The organism is Micromonospora sp. NPDC049301 (genome assembly GCF_040678715.1).
Taxonomy (GTDB): domain Bacteria; phylum Actinomycetota; class Actinomycetes; order Mycobacteriales; family Micromonosporaceae; genus Micromonospora.
In genome coordinates this window covers 804,644-818,801 of the sequence record NZ_JBFAQO010000001.1, presented here as the reverse complement: position 1 = coordinate 818,801, position 14,158 = coordinate 804,644, and the positions used below count along the sequence as shown (strand labels likewise).

Here is a 14,158-nt window from a genome sequence, read left to right as displayed (position 1 = left end):
AAGGCCAGGAGAGCATTGGCACAGTACGCACGCCGCGGCGTCCACGGGCAGACCGTCGAAGCCATCGCCCGCCGCATCCTCACCGGTGAGATCGCCGCAGGGGCGACCCTGAACATCGCCGCGTTGCAGGAGGAGTTCGACGTCAGCCTGACGGCGCTGCGCGAGGCGCTGAAGGTCCTCACGGCCAAAGGCATCGTCGACGCCCGGCAGAAGCGCGGCACGTTCGTCCGGCCGCGCGCCGACTGGAACCTGCTCGACGGGGACGTCATCCGCTGGCAGTTCGCCGAGGGCCCCGACGAGAGGCTGCTCGACCAGCTGCACGAGGTACGCGCCATCATCGAGCCGGCCGCCGCGCGGCTCGCCGCCAGCCGGGCCACCGAGGACGACATCGCCGCCCTGGACCAGGCACTGGCCGAGATGGCCGAGGCCAACGGGGACCCGGCCGCCGCCGTCGCCGCCGACCTCTCCTTCCACCGGGCGCTGCTCGCCGCCACCCACAACGAACTGCTGGAGCGGATGGAGGTGGTGATGGAGACCGGGCTCGCCGAGCGGGACCGGCTGGTGCACGGCGGCGACGCGCACGACGACCCGGTGCCCAGCCACCGCGCTGTGGTCGACGCGCTGCGGGCGCGGGACGAGACGGCGACCGAGACCGCCATGCGTGAGTTGCTGGACAAGGCCGTCCGGGACGTCGAGAAGGCACGGGGACAGAGGGGCAGTCGGTGAAGATCGAGCGGATCGAGACCTTCCTGGTCGCGCCACGGTGGTTGTTCTGCCGGGTGGAGACCGACGCCGGGCTGGTCGGGTGGGGTGAGCCGGTGGTCGAGGGGCGCGCCGAGGTGGTGCGCAGCGCGGTCGAGGTGCTCTCCGAGTACCTGATCGGTGAGGATCCACTGCGGATCGAGCAGCACTGGCAGGTGCTCACCAAGGGCGGCTTCTACCGCGGTGGCCCGATCCTCTCCAGCGCCGTCGCCGGCCTCGACCAGGCACTCTGGGACATCGCCGGCCAGGCGTACGGGGTGCCGGTGCACGCCCTGCTCGGTGGGGCCGTCCGCGACCGGGTGCGCATCTACTCCTGGATCGGCGGGGACGAGCCGGACGAGGTGGCCGACGCCGCCGCCGCGCAGGCCGCCGCCGGTCTCACCGGCGTCAAGATGAACGCCTGCGGGCGACTCTCCGCGATCCCCACCTCCGCCGAGGTGGACGCGGTGATCGGCCGGGTCGCCGCCGCCCGGGAGGTGCTCGGCCCCGACCGGGACATCGCGCTGGACTTCCACGGTCGGGCCGGGCTGGCCGCCGTACGCCGGATCCTGCCCGAGCTGGCCCCCCTGCGCCCGTTCTTCGTGGAGGAACCGGTCCTGCCCGACCAGGCCCACCACCTGCGGGACATCGTCGCCGGCACGCCGATCCCGGTGGCCACCGGCGAACGGCTCTACGGCCGCTCCGAGTTCCTCGGCCCGTTGCAGGCCGGGGTCACCGTGGTCCAGCCGGACCTGTCGCACGCCGGCGGGATCTCCGAGGTGCGCCGGATCGCCGCGCTGGCCGAGACGTACGGCGCGCTGCTCGCCCCGCACTGCCCGCTCGGCCCGATCTCCCTGGCGGCCAGCCTCCAGGTGGCCTTCGCGACCCCGAACTTCCTGATCCAGGAGCAGAGCATCGGCATCCACTACCACTCCGGCTCCGAGCTGCTGGACTACGTGATCGACCGGGAGCCGTTCCGGTTCGTGGACGGGCACATCGCCCGGCTGGACCGGCCCGGCCTGGGCATCACGGTGGACGAGGCGGCGGTCCGCGAGGCCGCCCGTACCCCGCACGCCTGGCGCAACCCGGTCTGGCAGCACCGCGACGGGTCGTTCGCCGAATGGTGACCGGGGCGGCCGGGCTCGAGCCGGTGCCGCTGCGGATGGCGTACGACGCGGCGCACGGCGGCCGGTGGACCAGCCTGCACGGCGGCGGCCGGGAATGGCTCTGGCGCGGACCGGAGGCCGGCCGGCACGAGGTACGCCCCGACGACGCGTTCGTCGACGCCGGCGGGCTGGAGGAATGCCTGCCCACCGTGCGCGGCCGGCCCGACCACGGCGAGGTGTGGTCACGGCCGTGGCGGGCAGCCGGCGTCGGCACGGCGGCCATCGAGCGGCCCACGTTCACGTTGATCCGCCGGATCACCAACTCGGACGGCGTGGTGGTAACCGACTACCGGCTGAGCGCGGATCCGGGCCACCGGTTCGTCTGGGCGGCGCACGCCCTGCTCGACCTCTCCCCCACCGCCCGTCTGGACGCCCCGGCCGGCACCCCGACCCGGCTGTACCCGGAGGCCGCCGACCTGCTGCCGCCAGGCACCTGGCCCGCCGGCAGCCCCTTTCTGACCGGCACCTGGCCCGCGCCGGCCGGGCTGACGCTGGATACGCTGGGCCCGGACGACGGAACCGCACTCGGTGCCGTGCTGCTCGACTGCCCCCGGGTTCAGGTGACCGACGGCGCCGACCGGCTGACCCTGGAGCTGGAGTGCGACGACCAGCCCCGCAGCACCGCGCTCTGGCGCAACCTGCGCGGCTGGCCGGCCACCACGCCCTACCGCAGCATCGGCGTCGAACCGATGCTCGGCGCCGCCTTCGACCTGGCCGATGCCGGTCCGTCCGACGCGGCGGTCGTTCCGTCCGCCGGTGAGGTCGCCTGGCGACTCACCCTCTCTGCCCACCGACTCCACGGAGGACGCCCGCGATGAACCTGCTCGACGAGCTGCGTGCCCACCGACTGCTGGCGATCGTTCGCGGCCCCGACCCGGCCGCCGCGCTGGCGGCGGTGCTCACCCTGGCCGAGAGCGGCGTCGCGCTGGTCGAGGTCTCGTTGACCGGCGCCGACGCGCTCGGCACCATCCGGCGGGCCCGGGCCGCACTCGGGCCGGACTTCGCCCTGGGTGCGGGCACCGTCCTCAGCGCCGAGGACGCCCGCGCGGCGGCCGACGCGGGTGCCACCTTCCTGGTCACTCCGGCGTTGGCGCCGAGCCTCGCCGAGGGTGGCCGGCTCGGGCTGCCGGTGCTCGCCGGTGCGCTCACCCCCACCGAAGTGGTGCAGGCCAACAGTGGTGGAGCCAGCGCGGTCAAGCTCTTCCCGGCCTCGCTGGGCGGGCCCGACTACCTCGGCGCGCTGCGCGACCCGTTCCCCGGCACCGCGTTCGTGCCGGTCGGCGGTGTCGACGCCGACGGTGCACGGCGCTACCTCGACCGGGGCGCCACGGCGGTCGGCGTCGGCTCCCCGCTGCTCGGCGACGCGGTTCGCGGCGGCGATCCGGCGGCGCTGCGCGAGCGCGCTGCCGCGTTCCTCTCGGCGGTCCGCCCATGACCGACCTGCTGACCCTCGGCGAGACGATGGCGGCGTTCCGCACCACCGGCCCGCTGCGGCTGGGCGGCACCGCCGGCATCTCGGTCGCCGGGTCCGAGTCCACGGTGGCGATCGGCCTGGCCCGGCTCGGCCACCGGGCCGCCTGGGTCGGGGTCACCGGCGCCGACGAGCCCGGCGAACTGGTCCGCCGCACGCTGCGCGCCGAGGGCGTCGACCTGACCTGGTCCCGGGTCGACCCGACGGCCCCCACCGGGCTGATCCTCTTCGAGTCCCGGGTCGCCGACATCAACCGGGTCACCTACCACCGCACCGGGTCCGCCGGCTCCCGGCTGCGCCCCGCGGACGTCACCCCCGCCTTCGACCCGCCCGGGTCACCGCCCCGGCTGCTGCACGTCACCGGCATCACCTGCGCGCTGGGCGCCGAGCCGTACCAGGCCGTGGTGGCGGCGGTGCGGCTCGCCCGCGCGGCGGGCAGCACCGTCTGCCTGGACGTCAACCACCGGAATCGGCTCTGGTCGGTCGACGAGGCCGCCGCCGCGCTGCGGCCGCTGCTGCCCTCGATCGACCTGGTGGTGGCCTCCGACGACGAGCTGGCCGTGCTGACCGACGCGACCGACCCGGTCGCGGCGCTGCTCTCGGCCGGCGTGACCGAGGTCGTCGTGAAGCACGGTGGCGACGGTGCGACCAGCCACAGCGCGAGCGGCAGCGTGCACCGGCAGGCCCGGACGGTGCCGGTGGTGGACACCGTCGGCGCCGGTGACGCCTTCGTGGCCGGCCTGCTCTCCGGCTGGCTGGACGGGGCGGACGTGCCGGCCCGGCTGGACCGGGCGGTCACCACCGGCGCGTTCGCCGTCGCCACCCGGGGTGACTGGGAGGGCCTGCCCGACCGGGCGGAGCTGACGCTGCTCGACCACGGGCCCGGTGGCACCGTGCGCTGACCACCGCACGGATCTTCAGAGGAGCGAGATGGAGCTGACCGAACCGACCGCGTGGAGCGCGGACCGGCTGGAGCTGGGCGAGGGGCTGCGCTGGGTCGACGGCCGGCTGGTCCTGGTCGACCTGCTGGCCGGGCGGCTGCTGGAGGCCGGCGGCGAGCGACCGGGCCCGCTGCGGGAGCTGCGCCGGCTGGACGTCCCGCTCGGTGCCGTCGCCCCGGTGGCCGAGCGGCCCGGCGAGTGGCTGGCCGCCGCCGGGACCGGCGTCGCGCTGCTGCCCGCCACCGGCGACCCCGCGCCGGTCGCCGACCTGGTCGCCGACGGGCCCGAGCCGGCCCGGATGAACGACGCGGTCGCCGACCCGCACGGGCGGTTCTGGGCGGGCAGCATGACGTACGCCGGGGTGCCCGGTGCAGGCACGCTGTACCGGCTGGTCCCGGGCGCGGCCCCGGTGCCGGCCGTGACCGGACTGACGGTGCCGAACGGCCCGGCGTTCGACGCGGCCGGGACCACCATGTACCTGGCCGACTCACCGCGTGGCGAGGTCGATCGGTTCAGCGTCGACCCGCTTACCGGGGCCCTGCACGGGCGGGAGCCGTTCCTGCGGCTGGCCGCCGACGACGGTGGCCCGGACGGGATGACGGTCGACGCGGCGGGTCACCTCTGGGTCGCGCTGTGGGGCGGCTCGGCGGTGCGCCGCTACCGGCCGGACGGCACGCTGGACCGGGAGATCCGCCTACCGGCGACCCAGCCGGCCGGCATCTGCCTGGGCGGCCCCGACCTGCGTCGGCTCTTCATCGGCACCGCCCGGTACGGGCTCGCGCCGGCCGGTCCACTGGACGGCGCGCTGCTCGCGGTGGACGTCCCGGTCCCCGGCCTGCCCACCGCGCTCGCCGCCGCGCCCGACTTCGCCTGACGGCAGGCATAGCGGACCCCGGGAAGGGAAGAACCCCAACGGCCGGCGTGGGTCCGGCCGACCGTTGGGGGCGAACGATGAGATCTGTGGGACGGGCGTCATGAACGGGCCGGTCGGTGACGAGCCGCTCGGTGAGCTGGAGCTGGTGCACACCTTCACCGGTCCGATGCCGACCGGGGTGAGCGTCTCGCACCGGGGCCGGATCTTCGTCAACTTCCCGAAGTGGGGCGACGAGGTGCCGGCCACCGTGGTCGAGCTGCGCGACGGTCGGGAGGTGCCCTACCCCGACCAGCAGTGGAACGACCCGTCCGGCAACGACGACGCGGGCGCGTTCGTCTCGGTGCAGAGCATCGTCGTGGACCCGGCCGACCGACTCTGGGTAGTGGACACCGGCAGCCCGATGTTCCAGCCGACGAAGCCGGGTGGGCCGAAGCTGGTGCGGATCGACCTGGACACCGACACCGTGGCCCAGGTGATCACCTTCCCGACCGACGTGGCGCTGCCGACGACGTACCTCAACGACGTCCGCTTCGACCTGCGGCGGGGCGAGTCGGGGGTCGCCTACATCACCGACTCGGCGGCCTCCGGGCCGAACGGGATCATCGTGGTGGACCTGGCCAGCGGAGCCTCGTGGCGGCGGCTGCACGAGCACCCGTCCACGAAGGCGGAGCCACTGGCGACGTTCCGCCCGGTGGTCGAGGGCCGACCGTTCCTCGAACGGCCGGCGGACGGGCCGCCGAAGCCAGTGACCATGGGCTCCGACGGCATCGCCATCTCGGCCGACGGCACCCGGTTGCACTACTGCCCGCTGGCGTCCCGGCGCTGGTACAGCGTGTCCACCGAGGCGCTGGCCGACCCGGGCGTCACCCAGGAGGCGGTCGCGGCGACCGTGGTCGACGAGGGCGACAAGGGCACCGCGTCGGACGGGCTGGAGAGCGACGACGCGGGGCGGCTCTACCTCACCTCGTACGAGCACAACGCGGTGCTGCGTCGGCTGCCGGACGGTGAGTACGAGACCCTGGTCCACGATCCGCGGCTGCTCTGGCCGGACACCATGTCGGTGGCCGCCGACGGACACCTCTACGTCACCGCCAACCAGCTGCACCGGCAGGCGCAGTACCAGCGGGGTCAGGACCTGCGGCGCCGGCCGTACGCGCTGTTCCGCACCCGGATCGACGCCGGGCCGGTGCTGCTGCGCCGTTGACCGTCCGCGCCAGCGGGCCCCGGGTGGCGCGGGCGGCAGGCATGGCGGGGCCACCCGCGGGTAGCCCGTCAGGTGGCCGACTGGGAAGAGCTGTTCGTCCCGGACACCCCGCTGTTGGAGATCGTGGTCCGGGGCAGCGTCATGTACCTCGCGCTCTTCACGCTGCTGCGGGTCATCCTCAAGCGCGAGAGCGGCACCACCGGCGTCACCGACCTGCTGGTGATCGTGCTGCTCGCCGACGCGGCGCAGAACGGTATGTCGGGCGGCTACAACTCGATCACCGACGGGGTGCTGCTGGTCGCCGTGATCATCGGTTGGTCGTACCTGCTGAACGCCGTCGCGTACCGCTGGCAGGCCGCCGCCCGGCTCATCCGGCCGGGCTCGCTGGTGCTGGTGCGGGACGGCCGGATCATGCGCGAGAACATGCGCCGGGAACTGATCACCAACGAGGAGTTGCACACCCTGCTGCGCAAGCACGGTGTCACCGACCTCGCGGAGGTCCGCGAGGTGCGGATGGAGTCCGACGGCCAGTTCAGCGTCACCACCCGTTTCACACCGGGCCGATCCCGCGACGATTCCGACGCCTCGGGCGGCTTCGACTGACGGCCGGCCCCGGTGTGCCGCGTCAGCGCAGGTCGGGCGCGATGAGTCAGCCGGTGGGCAGGGTCCGGTCCAGCAGGTCGAACAGGGCGGCCCAGTGCCGCTCGGTGGCCCGCTCGTCGTACGCGGGGGTGTCGGACATGGTGTAGCCGTGGTGCGCGCCCGCGTACACCTCGGAGCGGTACCGGACGCCGGCGGCGTCGAGCGCCTTCTCCAACGTCGCGATCTGCTCGGGCGTCATCGACTGGTCCTCGTCGGCGTGCCCGAAGTACACCTCACCGGTGATCGAGGCGACGCCCAGGTGCGGGCTGTCCGGCGCGTCGGTGACGATCCGCCCGCCGTGGAAGCTGGCTGCGGCGGCGATCCGGTCCGGGTGCGCCTCAATGGCCCGCAGGGCGTTCGTGCCACCCATGCAGTAGCCGGTGACCACGACGGGGCCCGGCCGGACGTCGTCGCGGGCCGCCAGGAAGTCGAGGTACGAGCCGGTGTCCCGGCTGATCACGTCGGCGGTCAGCGCCCGGACCAACGGCATGACCCTTTCGAAGATCGCGCCGCGCTGGTCCGCCTCGCCGAGGCGGGACAGATCGAACAGCGGTGCGCGGCCGGCCCGGTAGAAGAGGTGGGGCGTCAGCACGAGGTAGCCCCGGGCGGCGATCCGCTCCGCCATCTCCACCAGGCGCGGGCGCGGGCCGAAGGCGTCCTGGAGGAGCAGCACCGCCGGAAACGGGCCGTCCCCGTCCGGCCGGGTGAGGCACGCGTCCGCGACCCCGTCGCCCGTCGGAATGTCCACCGTCGTCGTCCGCACCGGTCCCCCTCGTACGCCCACCGTTGGCCCCTCAGGAAGGCTACTCGTCGCGCCCGGTCCCGCCAGCGGCGGCCGCCGTGAACAGGGCGTCAAGAATCGGCGGTGGCCCGTCAGAACGGCGTATCGAGGGGCCGTCCGCCGTCGCCGGGTGGTGACGATGGGTCCATGAGTCCTTGGCGGATGACACGCTGGGAACGGGGACACCTGCCGGCCGGTACGGAGACACCGGCGGCGTGGGACGACGCGCCACCGGATGGCGGCCCCGACCCCCTGGCGGAACCTCCCACGACCGGGCCGGACGAGCCCGAACGGCGGCACGAGGCGCTGGTCAGCGTCCGGCTCGGCCCGTCCGCGCCCGGCAGTCACCTGGTGGAGTACCTGCGGCACGAGCCGTGCGCCGTCGCCGCCTGGTGGATCGCCGCCGACGTGGACGCCGTGGTGCGGCTCTCCGCCGACAGCATGACCGTGCTGCACCGCGCCGTGGCCGACCTGCGCCGCCGCGCCGGGGTGGAGGTGGTGGTGGCGCACTTCATCCTCCGCGCGCTCGACCTGGCCACGCCGGCCGACCCGCGCGCCGCACGGGAGGCCCCGGCGTGGGCCGTGCCCGCAGCATGAGCCGCCCCTGCAACGCCCCACGGATCGTGGTGGGAGTCGACCGGTCGTTCGCCGGGATGCAGGCGCTGCGCCGCGCGGTGCAGTTGGCCCGCCGCGACGGCGCACAGCTGGACGCCGTACGGGCGTGGGTCTTCGCGCCGACCTGGCGGCCCGGCACGCTGACCTGGCGCTGGCAGGACGAGTGCGACCAGGCGGCCCTGGCCTACCTGCGGGGCGTCTTCGACGCGGCGCTGGGCGGGCAGCCCCGGGACGTGCCCGTGCGGCTGGTGGCGACGCAGGGCTACGCCGGGCAGGTGCTGGTCGACCACGCGCACCGGGAGTCCGACCTGCTCGTCGTCGGAAGCCCGGAACGCCGCCGGTTCGGCGGGTCGCACGGTCACGTCACCCGGTACTGCGTGACGAGGGCGGCCGTGCCGGTCGTCGCGGTGCCCGCCCCGTCCTGGGCCCGGGCCGCCACGATCCGCCGCTTCGCCCGCGACCTCGAACGGTTCAGCCGGTGACCGCCGCCGCTGCGGAAGCGCCCGCCGGGCGCGCGTCAAAGGCGCGTAGCGATCGGCGGCATCGACGTGATGATCGCGTAACGGACCGGTCGACGGCGGGCAACCCCGCCGTAGCGTCGGATCCGCCGCCAGAGCGGCGGCACGAACGGAAAGGATCGCCCCGACCATGGACGAGGCCCCGATAATCTACGCCGTTCCGGTGCGGGAGCTGCCGGGACGGCTGGTAGGGACGGTGCGGACCGGCCGGTCACCACAGGGTCAGCGGGTGGGCATCGCCTTCACCCGGCCCGAACTGCTGGTCGCCGCGATGGGCGCGGATCAGCCGTGGGAAGAACTCTGCGAGTCCGCGCTGCGCAGCATGCTGCGCCCGCTCGGCATCGACCGGATCCAGGTCGACCCGCTGCTGGTGGCGCCGCCGCTGGACCCGAGCTTCGGCGACCGGGCGGCGCCGACCGTGCCGGCCCGGGAACCGGCCACCCCCGTCGGCCCACGGGCCGGGGGCGACCCGGTCCCGGTCGGCCCCGTCGCTGGTCAGGCGCGCACGAAGCGCACCGCGTCCGCGACCACGTGGCCGTCCGTGCCCTCGGTACGGATCAGCACGCTCCCGTCGGTGCCCGCCGTGAACGGGTAGGTGCCCAGCGGCACCCACTGGCCCCCGGACTGCCGCTGGTCCACCGTCCGGGTGGCCACCCCGCCGGAGTACGCGATGTCCACCGGCACGTTCGTCGCCCGGTTCGGGTTCGCGGTCCAGCGCAGCTGCACGGTCCACGAACCGGAGGCGGGCAGCGTCGGGCGGAAGCGAAGCCGGTTGACACCCTTGCCGACGTTGCCGTCGTGCTCGTAGTCCGCGCCGTAGTAGCCGCCGATGCTGCTGCTGCGCAGCCACGTCCCGGCCCGGGTGATCCCGCTGGCCGCCGCGTTGTCCAGGATCACCTCGCCGGCCGGCGCCCAGTCGAGCACCGCGCCGTCCTGGCGCAGCCGCGCCTGGAGGGCGGGCACGGACACCGCCTGCACGGCGAGGTTCCCCGCGAGCGCCAGGGACGCCGCGGTGGCCGCGGCCTGCCCGAGGATCATGAAGACCGGCAGTCGTGCTCGGTCATCATGTACCCGGAGACCATCCGGCGCGCCTCGCGGATGTAGAGCAGCGGCGGCCACGCCGCTGCCACTGCGAACGAAATTCTTCAATCTCTGCCGGAGGGTGTCACCCGTGCGATCACGTCGACGCGGTGGTCCGTCCGGTGGGTCGGATCGGTCGCGTCAAAGGCGCGTAGCTAATGGCGGCGTCGCCGTGATGTTCCCGTAGCGGAGCGCTGGCGACCACGCAGCCGGCAGTAGCGTCGGATTCGCCGACCCCGGTCGACCCGGGCCCGTCTCTGCGGAGGTCTCCAGATGCTGTCCCCGGTCACCGTGCTGCCGGTCGTGCGACGCCGGTCGTCATCCGCGCCCGAACCTGATCCGCAGATCGTCACGGTCGAGATCTCCATCGTGGTCCGATCCGGTGCGGCCGCCATCGAGCGGGTGGCCGAGTTCGCCGAACGGGTCTCCGCGCTCGCCAGCGGCGTGCTCCACCAGGAGGTGTCGTCGGGCGGCCCGATCATCGGGATCGACAGCCCTTCGGCATCCTTCGGCAACGGCGGTGCCACACCACGCAGGTTGTCGGGCGCCCCCCAGCCAACCCGCCCCGAGCTGCTGCTGCGACCGGTACGCCGGACCGCCCAGCTCAGTGGCGAGCCGGTGACGTTCACCCGGCGCGAGTACGACCTGCTGCTCCACCTGGCCCGCCACCCTCATCAGGCACTCACCCGGGGGCAGCTACTGCGCGAGGTCTGGGGTTACGAAATGTGCCGTGGCGCGCGAACCGTGGATGTGCACGTGCGTCGGCTACGGCAGAAGCTGGCGGGGCGCGGTCCGGTCATCACGACCGTGCATGGCATCGGCTACCGCCTGGACGCCGCCGAGAGGCTACGGGTTGCCGCGGACTGACGTCGCCCACGGTCGGACGCTGCCGGTCACGGCCGGTAGCGGTAGCCCATCCCGGGCTCGGTGATGAGATGCCGGGGACGGGCCGGGTCGTCCTCCAGCTTGCGCCGCAGCTGGGCCAGGTACTGCCGCAGGTAATTGGTCTCGTTCTGGTACTCCGGGCCCCACACGTCGTGGAGGAGCTGGCGCTGGCTGACCAGCTTGCCGGGGTGGCGCAGCAGCTTCTCCAGCACGCTCCACTGGGTGGGGGTCAGCTTGACCTCGGTGCCGTCGTCCCGCCGCACGCTGTGGTCGGCCAGGTCGACGGTGTGCCGGCCGATCCGCAGCGCGGGCACCGCCTCGCTGGACGCGCCGAGCCGCCGGGTCACCGCGCGGATGCGGGCCAGCAGCTCCTCCACCCCGAACGGCTTGGTGACGTAGTCGTCCGCACCGGCGTCGAGCGCGGCGACCTTGTCCTCGCTGCCGGCCCGGCCGGAGAGCACGATGATCGGCACGGTGGTCCAGCCGCGCAGGCCACGGATGACCTCCACCCCGTCGATATCGGGCAGGCCGAGGTCGAGCACCACCAGATCGGGCGGGTGGCTGGCGGCGGCTTTCAGCGCGGCAGCCCCGGTGCCGGCGACATCCACGTCGTACCGGCGGGCGCGGAGGTTGATCCGCAGTGCCCGCAGGATCTGCGGTTCGTCGTCGACGACCAGGATGCGCGTCATTCCTGTGGCCCCTCCGAGCTGGTCTGCACGGCGGCCGGCAGCCGCAGCACCATGGTGAGTCCACCGCCAGGGGTGGTCTCGGGGGTGATGCTGCCACCCATCGCCTCGGCCAGACCCCGGGACAGGGCAAGCCCGAGGCCGACGCCGGTCTGGTTGTCCCGGTCGCCGAGGCGCTGGAACGGCAGGAAGACGTGCTCCCACTGGTCCTCCGGGATGCCCGGTCCACGGTCGATGATCCGCAGCTCCACCTGGCCGGCGTGCGCGCTCGCCGTGACGGTGGGGGGCTGCCCGGGCGGGCTGTACCTCAGCGCGTTCGCGATGACGTTGACCAGCACCCGTTCCAGCAGGCCGGGGTCGGCGGTGGCCGCGGGCAGGTCGGCCGGGATATCGGTGCCGACGGCGGCGGCGGGCGGGCCGAGTTCGTCCAGCGCCAGGGGTACGGCGTCCTCCAGGCCGATCGTGGTCGCTGTGATGCCGAGGACGCCGGCCTGGAGCCGGCTCATGTCCAGCAGGTTGCCGACCAGCCGGGCGAGCCGGTCCAGTGACTCCTCGGCGGTCTCCAGCAGCTCCTCGCGGTCATGCTCGTCGAACTCGATGTCGTGGCTGCGCAGGCTGGTCACGGCGGCCTTCGCCGACGCCAGCGGCGTACGCAGGTCGTGGCTGACCGCGGCGAGCAGCGCGGTACGCATCCGGTCCGCCGCGGCGAGGGGCCGGGCGGTGGCCGCCTCCTCGGCCAGCCGTTCCTGACGCAGCGCGACGGCGGCCTGGGCGGCGAACGCCTCGACGATCCGCCGGTCGGCGGCCTCCAGCCGTCGGCCGCTGAGCACGACGGTGATCCGCTCGTCGACCGGCACCGCCGTCTCGCCGGCGTCGGGCGTGCAGGCCGGCGAGTCGCCGACGCTGGCCACCACGCACCAGGCGTGCTCCTCGCGGGCCCGCTCCGGGCGCCCACTGGCCTCCTCGGCCAACTCCAGCACGCTCACCGCACGCAGCCCGAAGGTCTCCCGAAGTTGATCCAGCAGCGCGGGCAGCGGTCGTTCGCCGCGCAGCACGCCACCGGCGACGGCGGCGAGGGTCTGCGCGTCGGCGGCGGCGCGGGCGGCCTCTCGGGTCCGCCGCGCGGCCACGTCGACGATCCAGCTCACCGCCAGCGCCACGCCGACGAAGACGGCCAGGGCGAGGAGGTTATCCGCCTCGGCGATGGTCAGCGCGTGGAACGGCGGCGTGAAGAACCAGTTCAGCAGCAGCGAACCGCCGAGCGCCGCGACCAGGGCCGGCCACAGCCCGCCGACCAGGGCGACCCCGATCACGCCGACGAGGAACAGCAGTATGTCGTTGGTCAGGGTCAGGTCGGGCAGCACCAACAGCAGCAGGGTCAGCGCCGGCATGCCGAGCCCGGCCAGCGCGAAGCCGAGCAGCCGGCGGCGCCGGGACAGCGCCGCCGGCACGGCCCCCGCCCGCCGGCCCCGGCCGGCCTCTGTGTGGTTGACCAGGTGCACGTCGATCGCACCGGACAGTGCGGTGGTGGTCACCCCGACGCCCCGGGCGAAGATCTGCGCGAAGCGGCCCCGCCGGCTGGCGCCGAGCACCAACTGGGTGGCGTTCACGCCGCGGGCGAAGTCCAGAAGCGCGGCCGGCACATCGGTGCCGAGCACCTGGTGGTAGGTGCCGCCCAGACTCTCCACCAGCACCCGCTGGCGGGCCAGTTGGGCCGGGTCCGCGCCGGCCAGGCCGTCGCTGCGGGCGACGTGCACGGCGAGCAGGTCGGCGCCCTTGCTGCGGGCCGCGACCCGGGCGGCCCGGCGGATCAGCGTCTCGCCCTCGGGGCCACCGGTCAGTGCCACCACGACCCGTTCCCTGGCCTCCCAGGTGGCCTCGATGCCCTGCTGGCTGCGGTACCGGTCGAGTTGCTCGTCGACCTTGTCGGCCAGCCAGAGCAGGGCCAGTTCGCGCAGCGCGGTGAGGTTGCCGACCCGGAAGTAGTTGCCCAGCGCGGCGTCGATCTTGTCGGGACGGTAGATGTTGCCGTGCGCCATCCGTCGGCGCAGCGCCTCGGGGGTCATGTCGACCAGCTCGACCTGCTCGGCGGCGCGGACGATCTCGTCGGGCACGGTCTCCCGCTGGGTGGTGCCGGTGATCTGGGCGACGACGTCGTTGACCGACTCCAGGTGCTGCACGTTGACCGTGGAGAGCACGTCGATCCCCGCGTCGAGCAGTTCCTGAATGTCCTGCCAGCGCTTGTCGTGCCGGGAGCCGGGCACGTTGGTGTGCGCCAACTCGTCGACCACCGCGACCTCCGGCCGGCGGGCCAGCACCGCGTCCAGGTCCATCTCGGTGAACTCGGCGCCCCGGTAGTTCATCGCGCGGCGGGGGACCTGCTCCAGGTCACCAAGCATGGCCGCGGTGTGCTGGCGGCCGTGGGTCTCGACGAAGCCGATCACCACGTCGGTGCCGCGCGCGGCACGCCGCTGGGCCTCCTCCAACATGGCGTACGTCTTGCCGACACCGGGGGCGGCCCCAAGATAGATGCGCAGTTCTCCGCGTGGCACGG

The 14,158-nt window shown here is 74.1% G+C and carries 17 protein-coding genes; 12 read left to right on the top strand and 5 right to left on the bottom strand.

Features of this window, described 5'->3' with window-relative positions; genetic code table 11:
* The first annotated feature begins 15 nt into the window (after nt 1-15).
* The 8 genes from AB0K07_RS03900 to AB0K07_RS03865 all read left to right on the top strand — a co-directional run bounded on the left by AB0K07_RS03900 (nt 16) and on the right by AB0K07_RS03865 (nt 7,000).
* Complete coding sequence (locus AB0K07_RS03900) at nt 16-726, top strand: FadR/GntR family transcriptional regulator (RefSeq protein ID WP_363750754.1); 711 nt, start codon at nt 16-18, stop codon at nt 724-726.
* Complete coding sequence (dgoD, locus tag AB0K07_RS03895) at nt 723-1,868, top strand: galactonate dehydratase (protein ID WP_363750753.1); 1,146 nt, start codon at nt 723-725, stop codon at nt 1,866-1,868. Before AB0K07_RS03900 ends, dgoD begins: the two co-directional genes overlap by 4 nt.
* On the top strand, nt 1,862-2,725 hold the full coding sequence (locus tag AB0K07_RS03890) for a hypothetical protein (protein ID WP_363750752.1): 864 nt from the start codon (nt 1,862-1,864) through the stop codon (nt 2,723-2,725). The genes dgoD and AB0K07_RS03890 overlap by 7 nt, the downstream gene beginning before the upstream one ends.
* Complete coding sequence (locus AB0K07_RS03885) at nt 2,722-3,342, top strand: bifunctional 4-hydroxy-2-oxoglutarate aldolase/2-dehydro-3-deoxy-phosphogluconate aldolase (protein ID WP_363750751.1); 621 nt, start codon at nt 2,722-2,724, stop codon at nt 3,340-3,342. Before AB0K07_RS03890 ends, AB0K07_RS03885 begins: the two co-directional genes overlap by 4 nt.
* Entirely contained in the window at nt 3,339-4,280 is a 942-nt protein-coding gene (locus AB0K07_RS03880) for a sugar kinase (protein ID WP_363750750.1), read from the top strand. The genes AB0K07_RS03885 and AB0K07_RS03880 overlap by 4 nt, the downstream gene beginning before the upstream one ends.
* Nucleotides 4,281-4,308: 28 nt before the next feature.
* Nucleotides 4,309-5,193, top strand: a complete 885-nt coding sequence (locus AB0K07_RS03875) for an SMP-30/gluconolactonase/LRE family protein (protein WP_363750749.1) — start codon at nt 4,309-4,311, stop codon at nt 5,191-5,193.
* 100 nt (nt 5,194-5,293) lie between these two features.
* Complete coding sequence (locus AB0K07_RS03870; RefSeq protein WP_363750748.1) at nt 5,294-6,397, top strand: L-dopachrome tautomerase-related protein; 1,104 nt, start codon at nt 5,294-5,296, stop codon at nt 6,395-6,397.
* Between the two features lie 72 nt (nt 6,398-6,469).
* Nucleotides 6,470-7,000, top strand: coding sequence for a YetF domain-containing protein (locus tag AB0K07_RS03865; protein ID WP_363750747.1), 531 nt, complete (start codon nt 6,470-6,472; stop codon nt 6,998-7,000).
* Nucleotides 7,001-7,046: 46 nt separating this feature from the next.
* Here the strand turns inward: AB0K07_RS03865 and AB0K07_RS03860 are convergent, their stop codons facing one another.
* Nucleotides 7,047-7,802 carry a dienelactone hydrolase family protein gene (locus AB0K07_RS03860; RefSeq protein ID WP_363750745.1) on the bottom strand — a complete coding sequence of 252 codons (756 nt, stop codon included), beginning with the start codon at nt 7,800-7,802 and terminating at the stop codon, nt 7,047-7,049.
* Nucleotides 7,803-7,967: 165 nt separating this feature from the next.
* On the opposite strand from AB0K07_RS03860, the gene AB0K07_RS03855 reads away from it, so the two are divergent.
* The 3 genes from AB0K07_RS03855 (at nt 7,968) to AB0K07_RS03845 (ending at nt 9,548) form a co-directional block, all read left to right on the top strand.
* Nucleotides 7,968-8,417, top strand: coding sequence for a hypothetical protein (locus tag AB0K07_RS03855; RefSeq protein WP_363750743.1), 450 nt, complete (start codon nt 7,968-7,970; stop codon nt 8,415-8,417).
* The gene (locus tag AB0K07_RS03850; protein ID WP_363750741.1) at nt 8,396-8,917 is read left to right on the top strand and encodes a universal stress protein; all 522 of its coding nucleotides are present in this window, start codon (nt 8,396-8,398) and stop codon (nt 8,915-8,917) included. Before AB0K07_RS03855 ends, AB0K07_RS03850 begins: the two co-directional genes overlap by 22 nt.
* A 166-nt stretch (nt 8,918-9,083) precedes the next feature.
* Nucleotides 9,084-9,548 (top strand): SAV_915 family protein, encoded by a 465-nt coding sequence (locus tag AB0K07_RS03845; RefSeq protein WP_363750739.1) that lies wholly within the window; start codon nt 9,084-9,086, stop codon nt 9,546-9,548.
* Here the strand turns inward: AB0K07_RS03845 and AB0K07_RS03840 are convergent.
* Together AB0K07_RS03840 and AB0K07_RS03835 are read right to left on the bottom strand one after the other, a co-directional pair.
* Nucleotides 9,449-9,991, bottom strand: coding sequence for a hypothetical protein (locus tag AB0K07_RS03840; RefSeq protein WP_363750738.1), 543 nt, complete (start codon nt 9,989-9,991; stop codon nt 9,449-9,451). The genes AB0K07_RS03845 and AB0K07_RS03840 overlap by 100 nt on opposite strands.
* Complete coding sequence (locus AB0K07_RS03835; protein WP_363750737.1) at nt 9,988-10,083, bottom strand: FAD-dependent oxidoreductase; 96 nt, start codon at nt 10,081-10,083, stop codon at nt 9,988-9,990. The genes AB0K07_RS03840 and AB0K07_RS03835 overlap by 4 nt, the downstream gene beginning before the upstream one ends.
* Before the next feature lie 223 nt (nt 10,084-10,306).
* Here AB0K07_RS03835 and AB0K07_RS03830 point away from each other — a divergent pair, with 223 nt between their 5' ends.
* Nucleotides 10,307-10,900, top strand: a complete 594-nt coding sequence (locus AB0K07_RS03830) for a winged helix-turn-helix domain-containing protein (RefSeq protein ID WP_363750735.1) — start codon at nt 10,307-10,309, stop codon at nt 10,898-10,900.
* 26 nt (nt 10,901-10,926) lie between these two features.
* Here AB0K07_RS03830 and AB0K07_RS03825 read toward each other — a convergent pair whose 3' ends face one another.
* Together AB0K07_RS03825 and AB0K07_RS03820 are read right to left on the bottom strand one after the other, a co-directional pair.
* Nucleotides 10,927-11,607, bottom strand: coding sequence for a response regulator (locus AB0K07_RS03825; protein ID WP_363750733.1), 681 nt, complete (start codon nt 11,605-11,607; stop codon nt 10,927-10,929).
* The gene (locus tag AB0K07_RS03820) at nt 11,604-14,156 is read right to left on the bottom strand and encodes a DUF4118 domain-containing protein (RefSeq protein ID WP_363750731.1); all 2,553 of its coding nucleotides are present in this window, start codon (nt 14,154-14,156) and stop codon (nt 11,604-11,606) included. Before AB0K07_RS03820 ends, AB0K07_RS03825 begins: the two co-directional genes overlap by 4 nt.
* Nucleotides 14,157-14,158: the final 2 nt, after the last annotated feature.

Excerpts from the sequence above, each read along its gene's own strand:
- AB0K07_RS03845 (WP_363750739.1), top strand. The coding sequence starts at position 9,084 with ATGGACGAGGCCCCGATAATCTACGCCGTTCCGGTGCGGGAGCTGCCG.
- AB0K07_RS03880 (WP_363750750.1), top strand. The coding sequence starts at position 3,339 with ATGACCGACCTGCTGACCCTCGGCGAGACGATGGCGGCGTTCCGCACC.
- AB0K07_RS03855 (WP_363750743.1), top strand. The coding sequence starts at position 7,968 with ATGAGTCCTTGGCGGATGACACGCTGGGAACGGGGACACCTGCCGGCC.
- AB0K07_RS03875 (WP_363750749.1), top strand. The coding sequence starts at position 4,309 with ATGGAGCTGACCGAACCGACCGCGTGGAGCGCGGACCGGCTGGAGCTG.
- AB0K07_RS03890 (WP_363750752.1), top strand. The coding sequence starts at position 1,862 with ATGGTGACCGGGGCGGCCGGGCTCGAGCCGGTGCCGCTGCGGATGGCG.
- AB0K07_RS03870 (WP_363750748.1), top strand. The coding sequence starts at position 5,294 with ATGAACGGGCCGGTCGGTGACGAGCCGCTCGGTGAGCTGGAGCTGGTG.
- AB0K07_RS03825 (WP_363750733.1), bottom strand. The coding sequence starts at position 11,607 with ATGACGCGCATCCTGGTCGTCGACGACGAACCGCAGATCCTGCGGGCA.
- AB0K07_RS03840 (WP_363750738.1), bottom strand. The coding sequence starts at position 9,991 with ATGATCCTCGGGCAGGCCGCGGCCACCGCGGCGTCCCTGGCGCTCGCG.
- AB0K07_RS03885 (WP_363750751.1), top strand. The coding sequence starts at position 2,722 with ATGAACCTGCTCGACGAGCTGCGTGCCCACCGACTGCTGGCGATCGTT.
- AB0K07_RS03830 (WP_363750735.1), top strand. The coding sequence starts at position 10,307 with ATGCTGTCCCCGGTCACCGTGCTGCCGGTCGTGCGACGCCGGTCGTCA.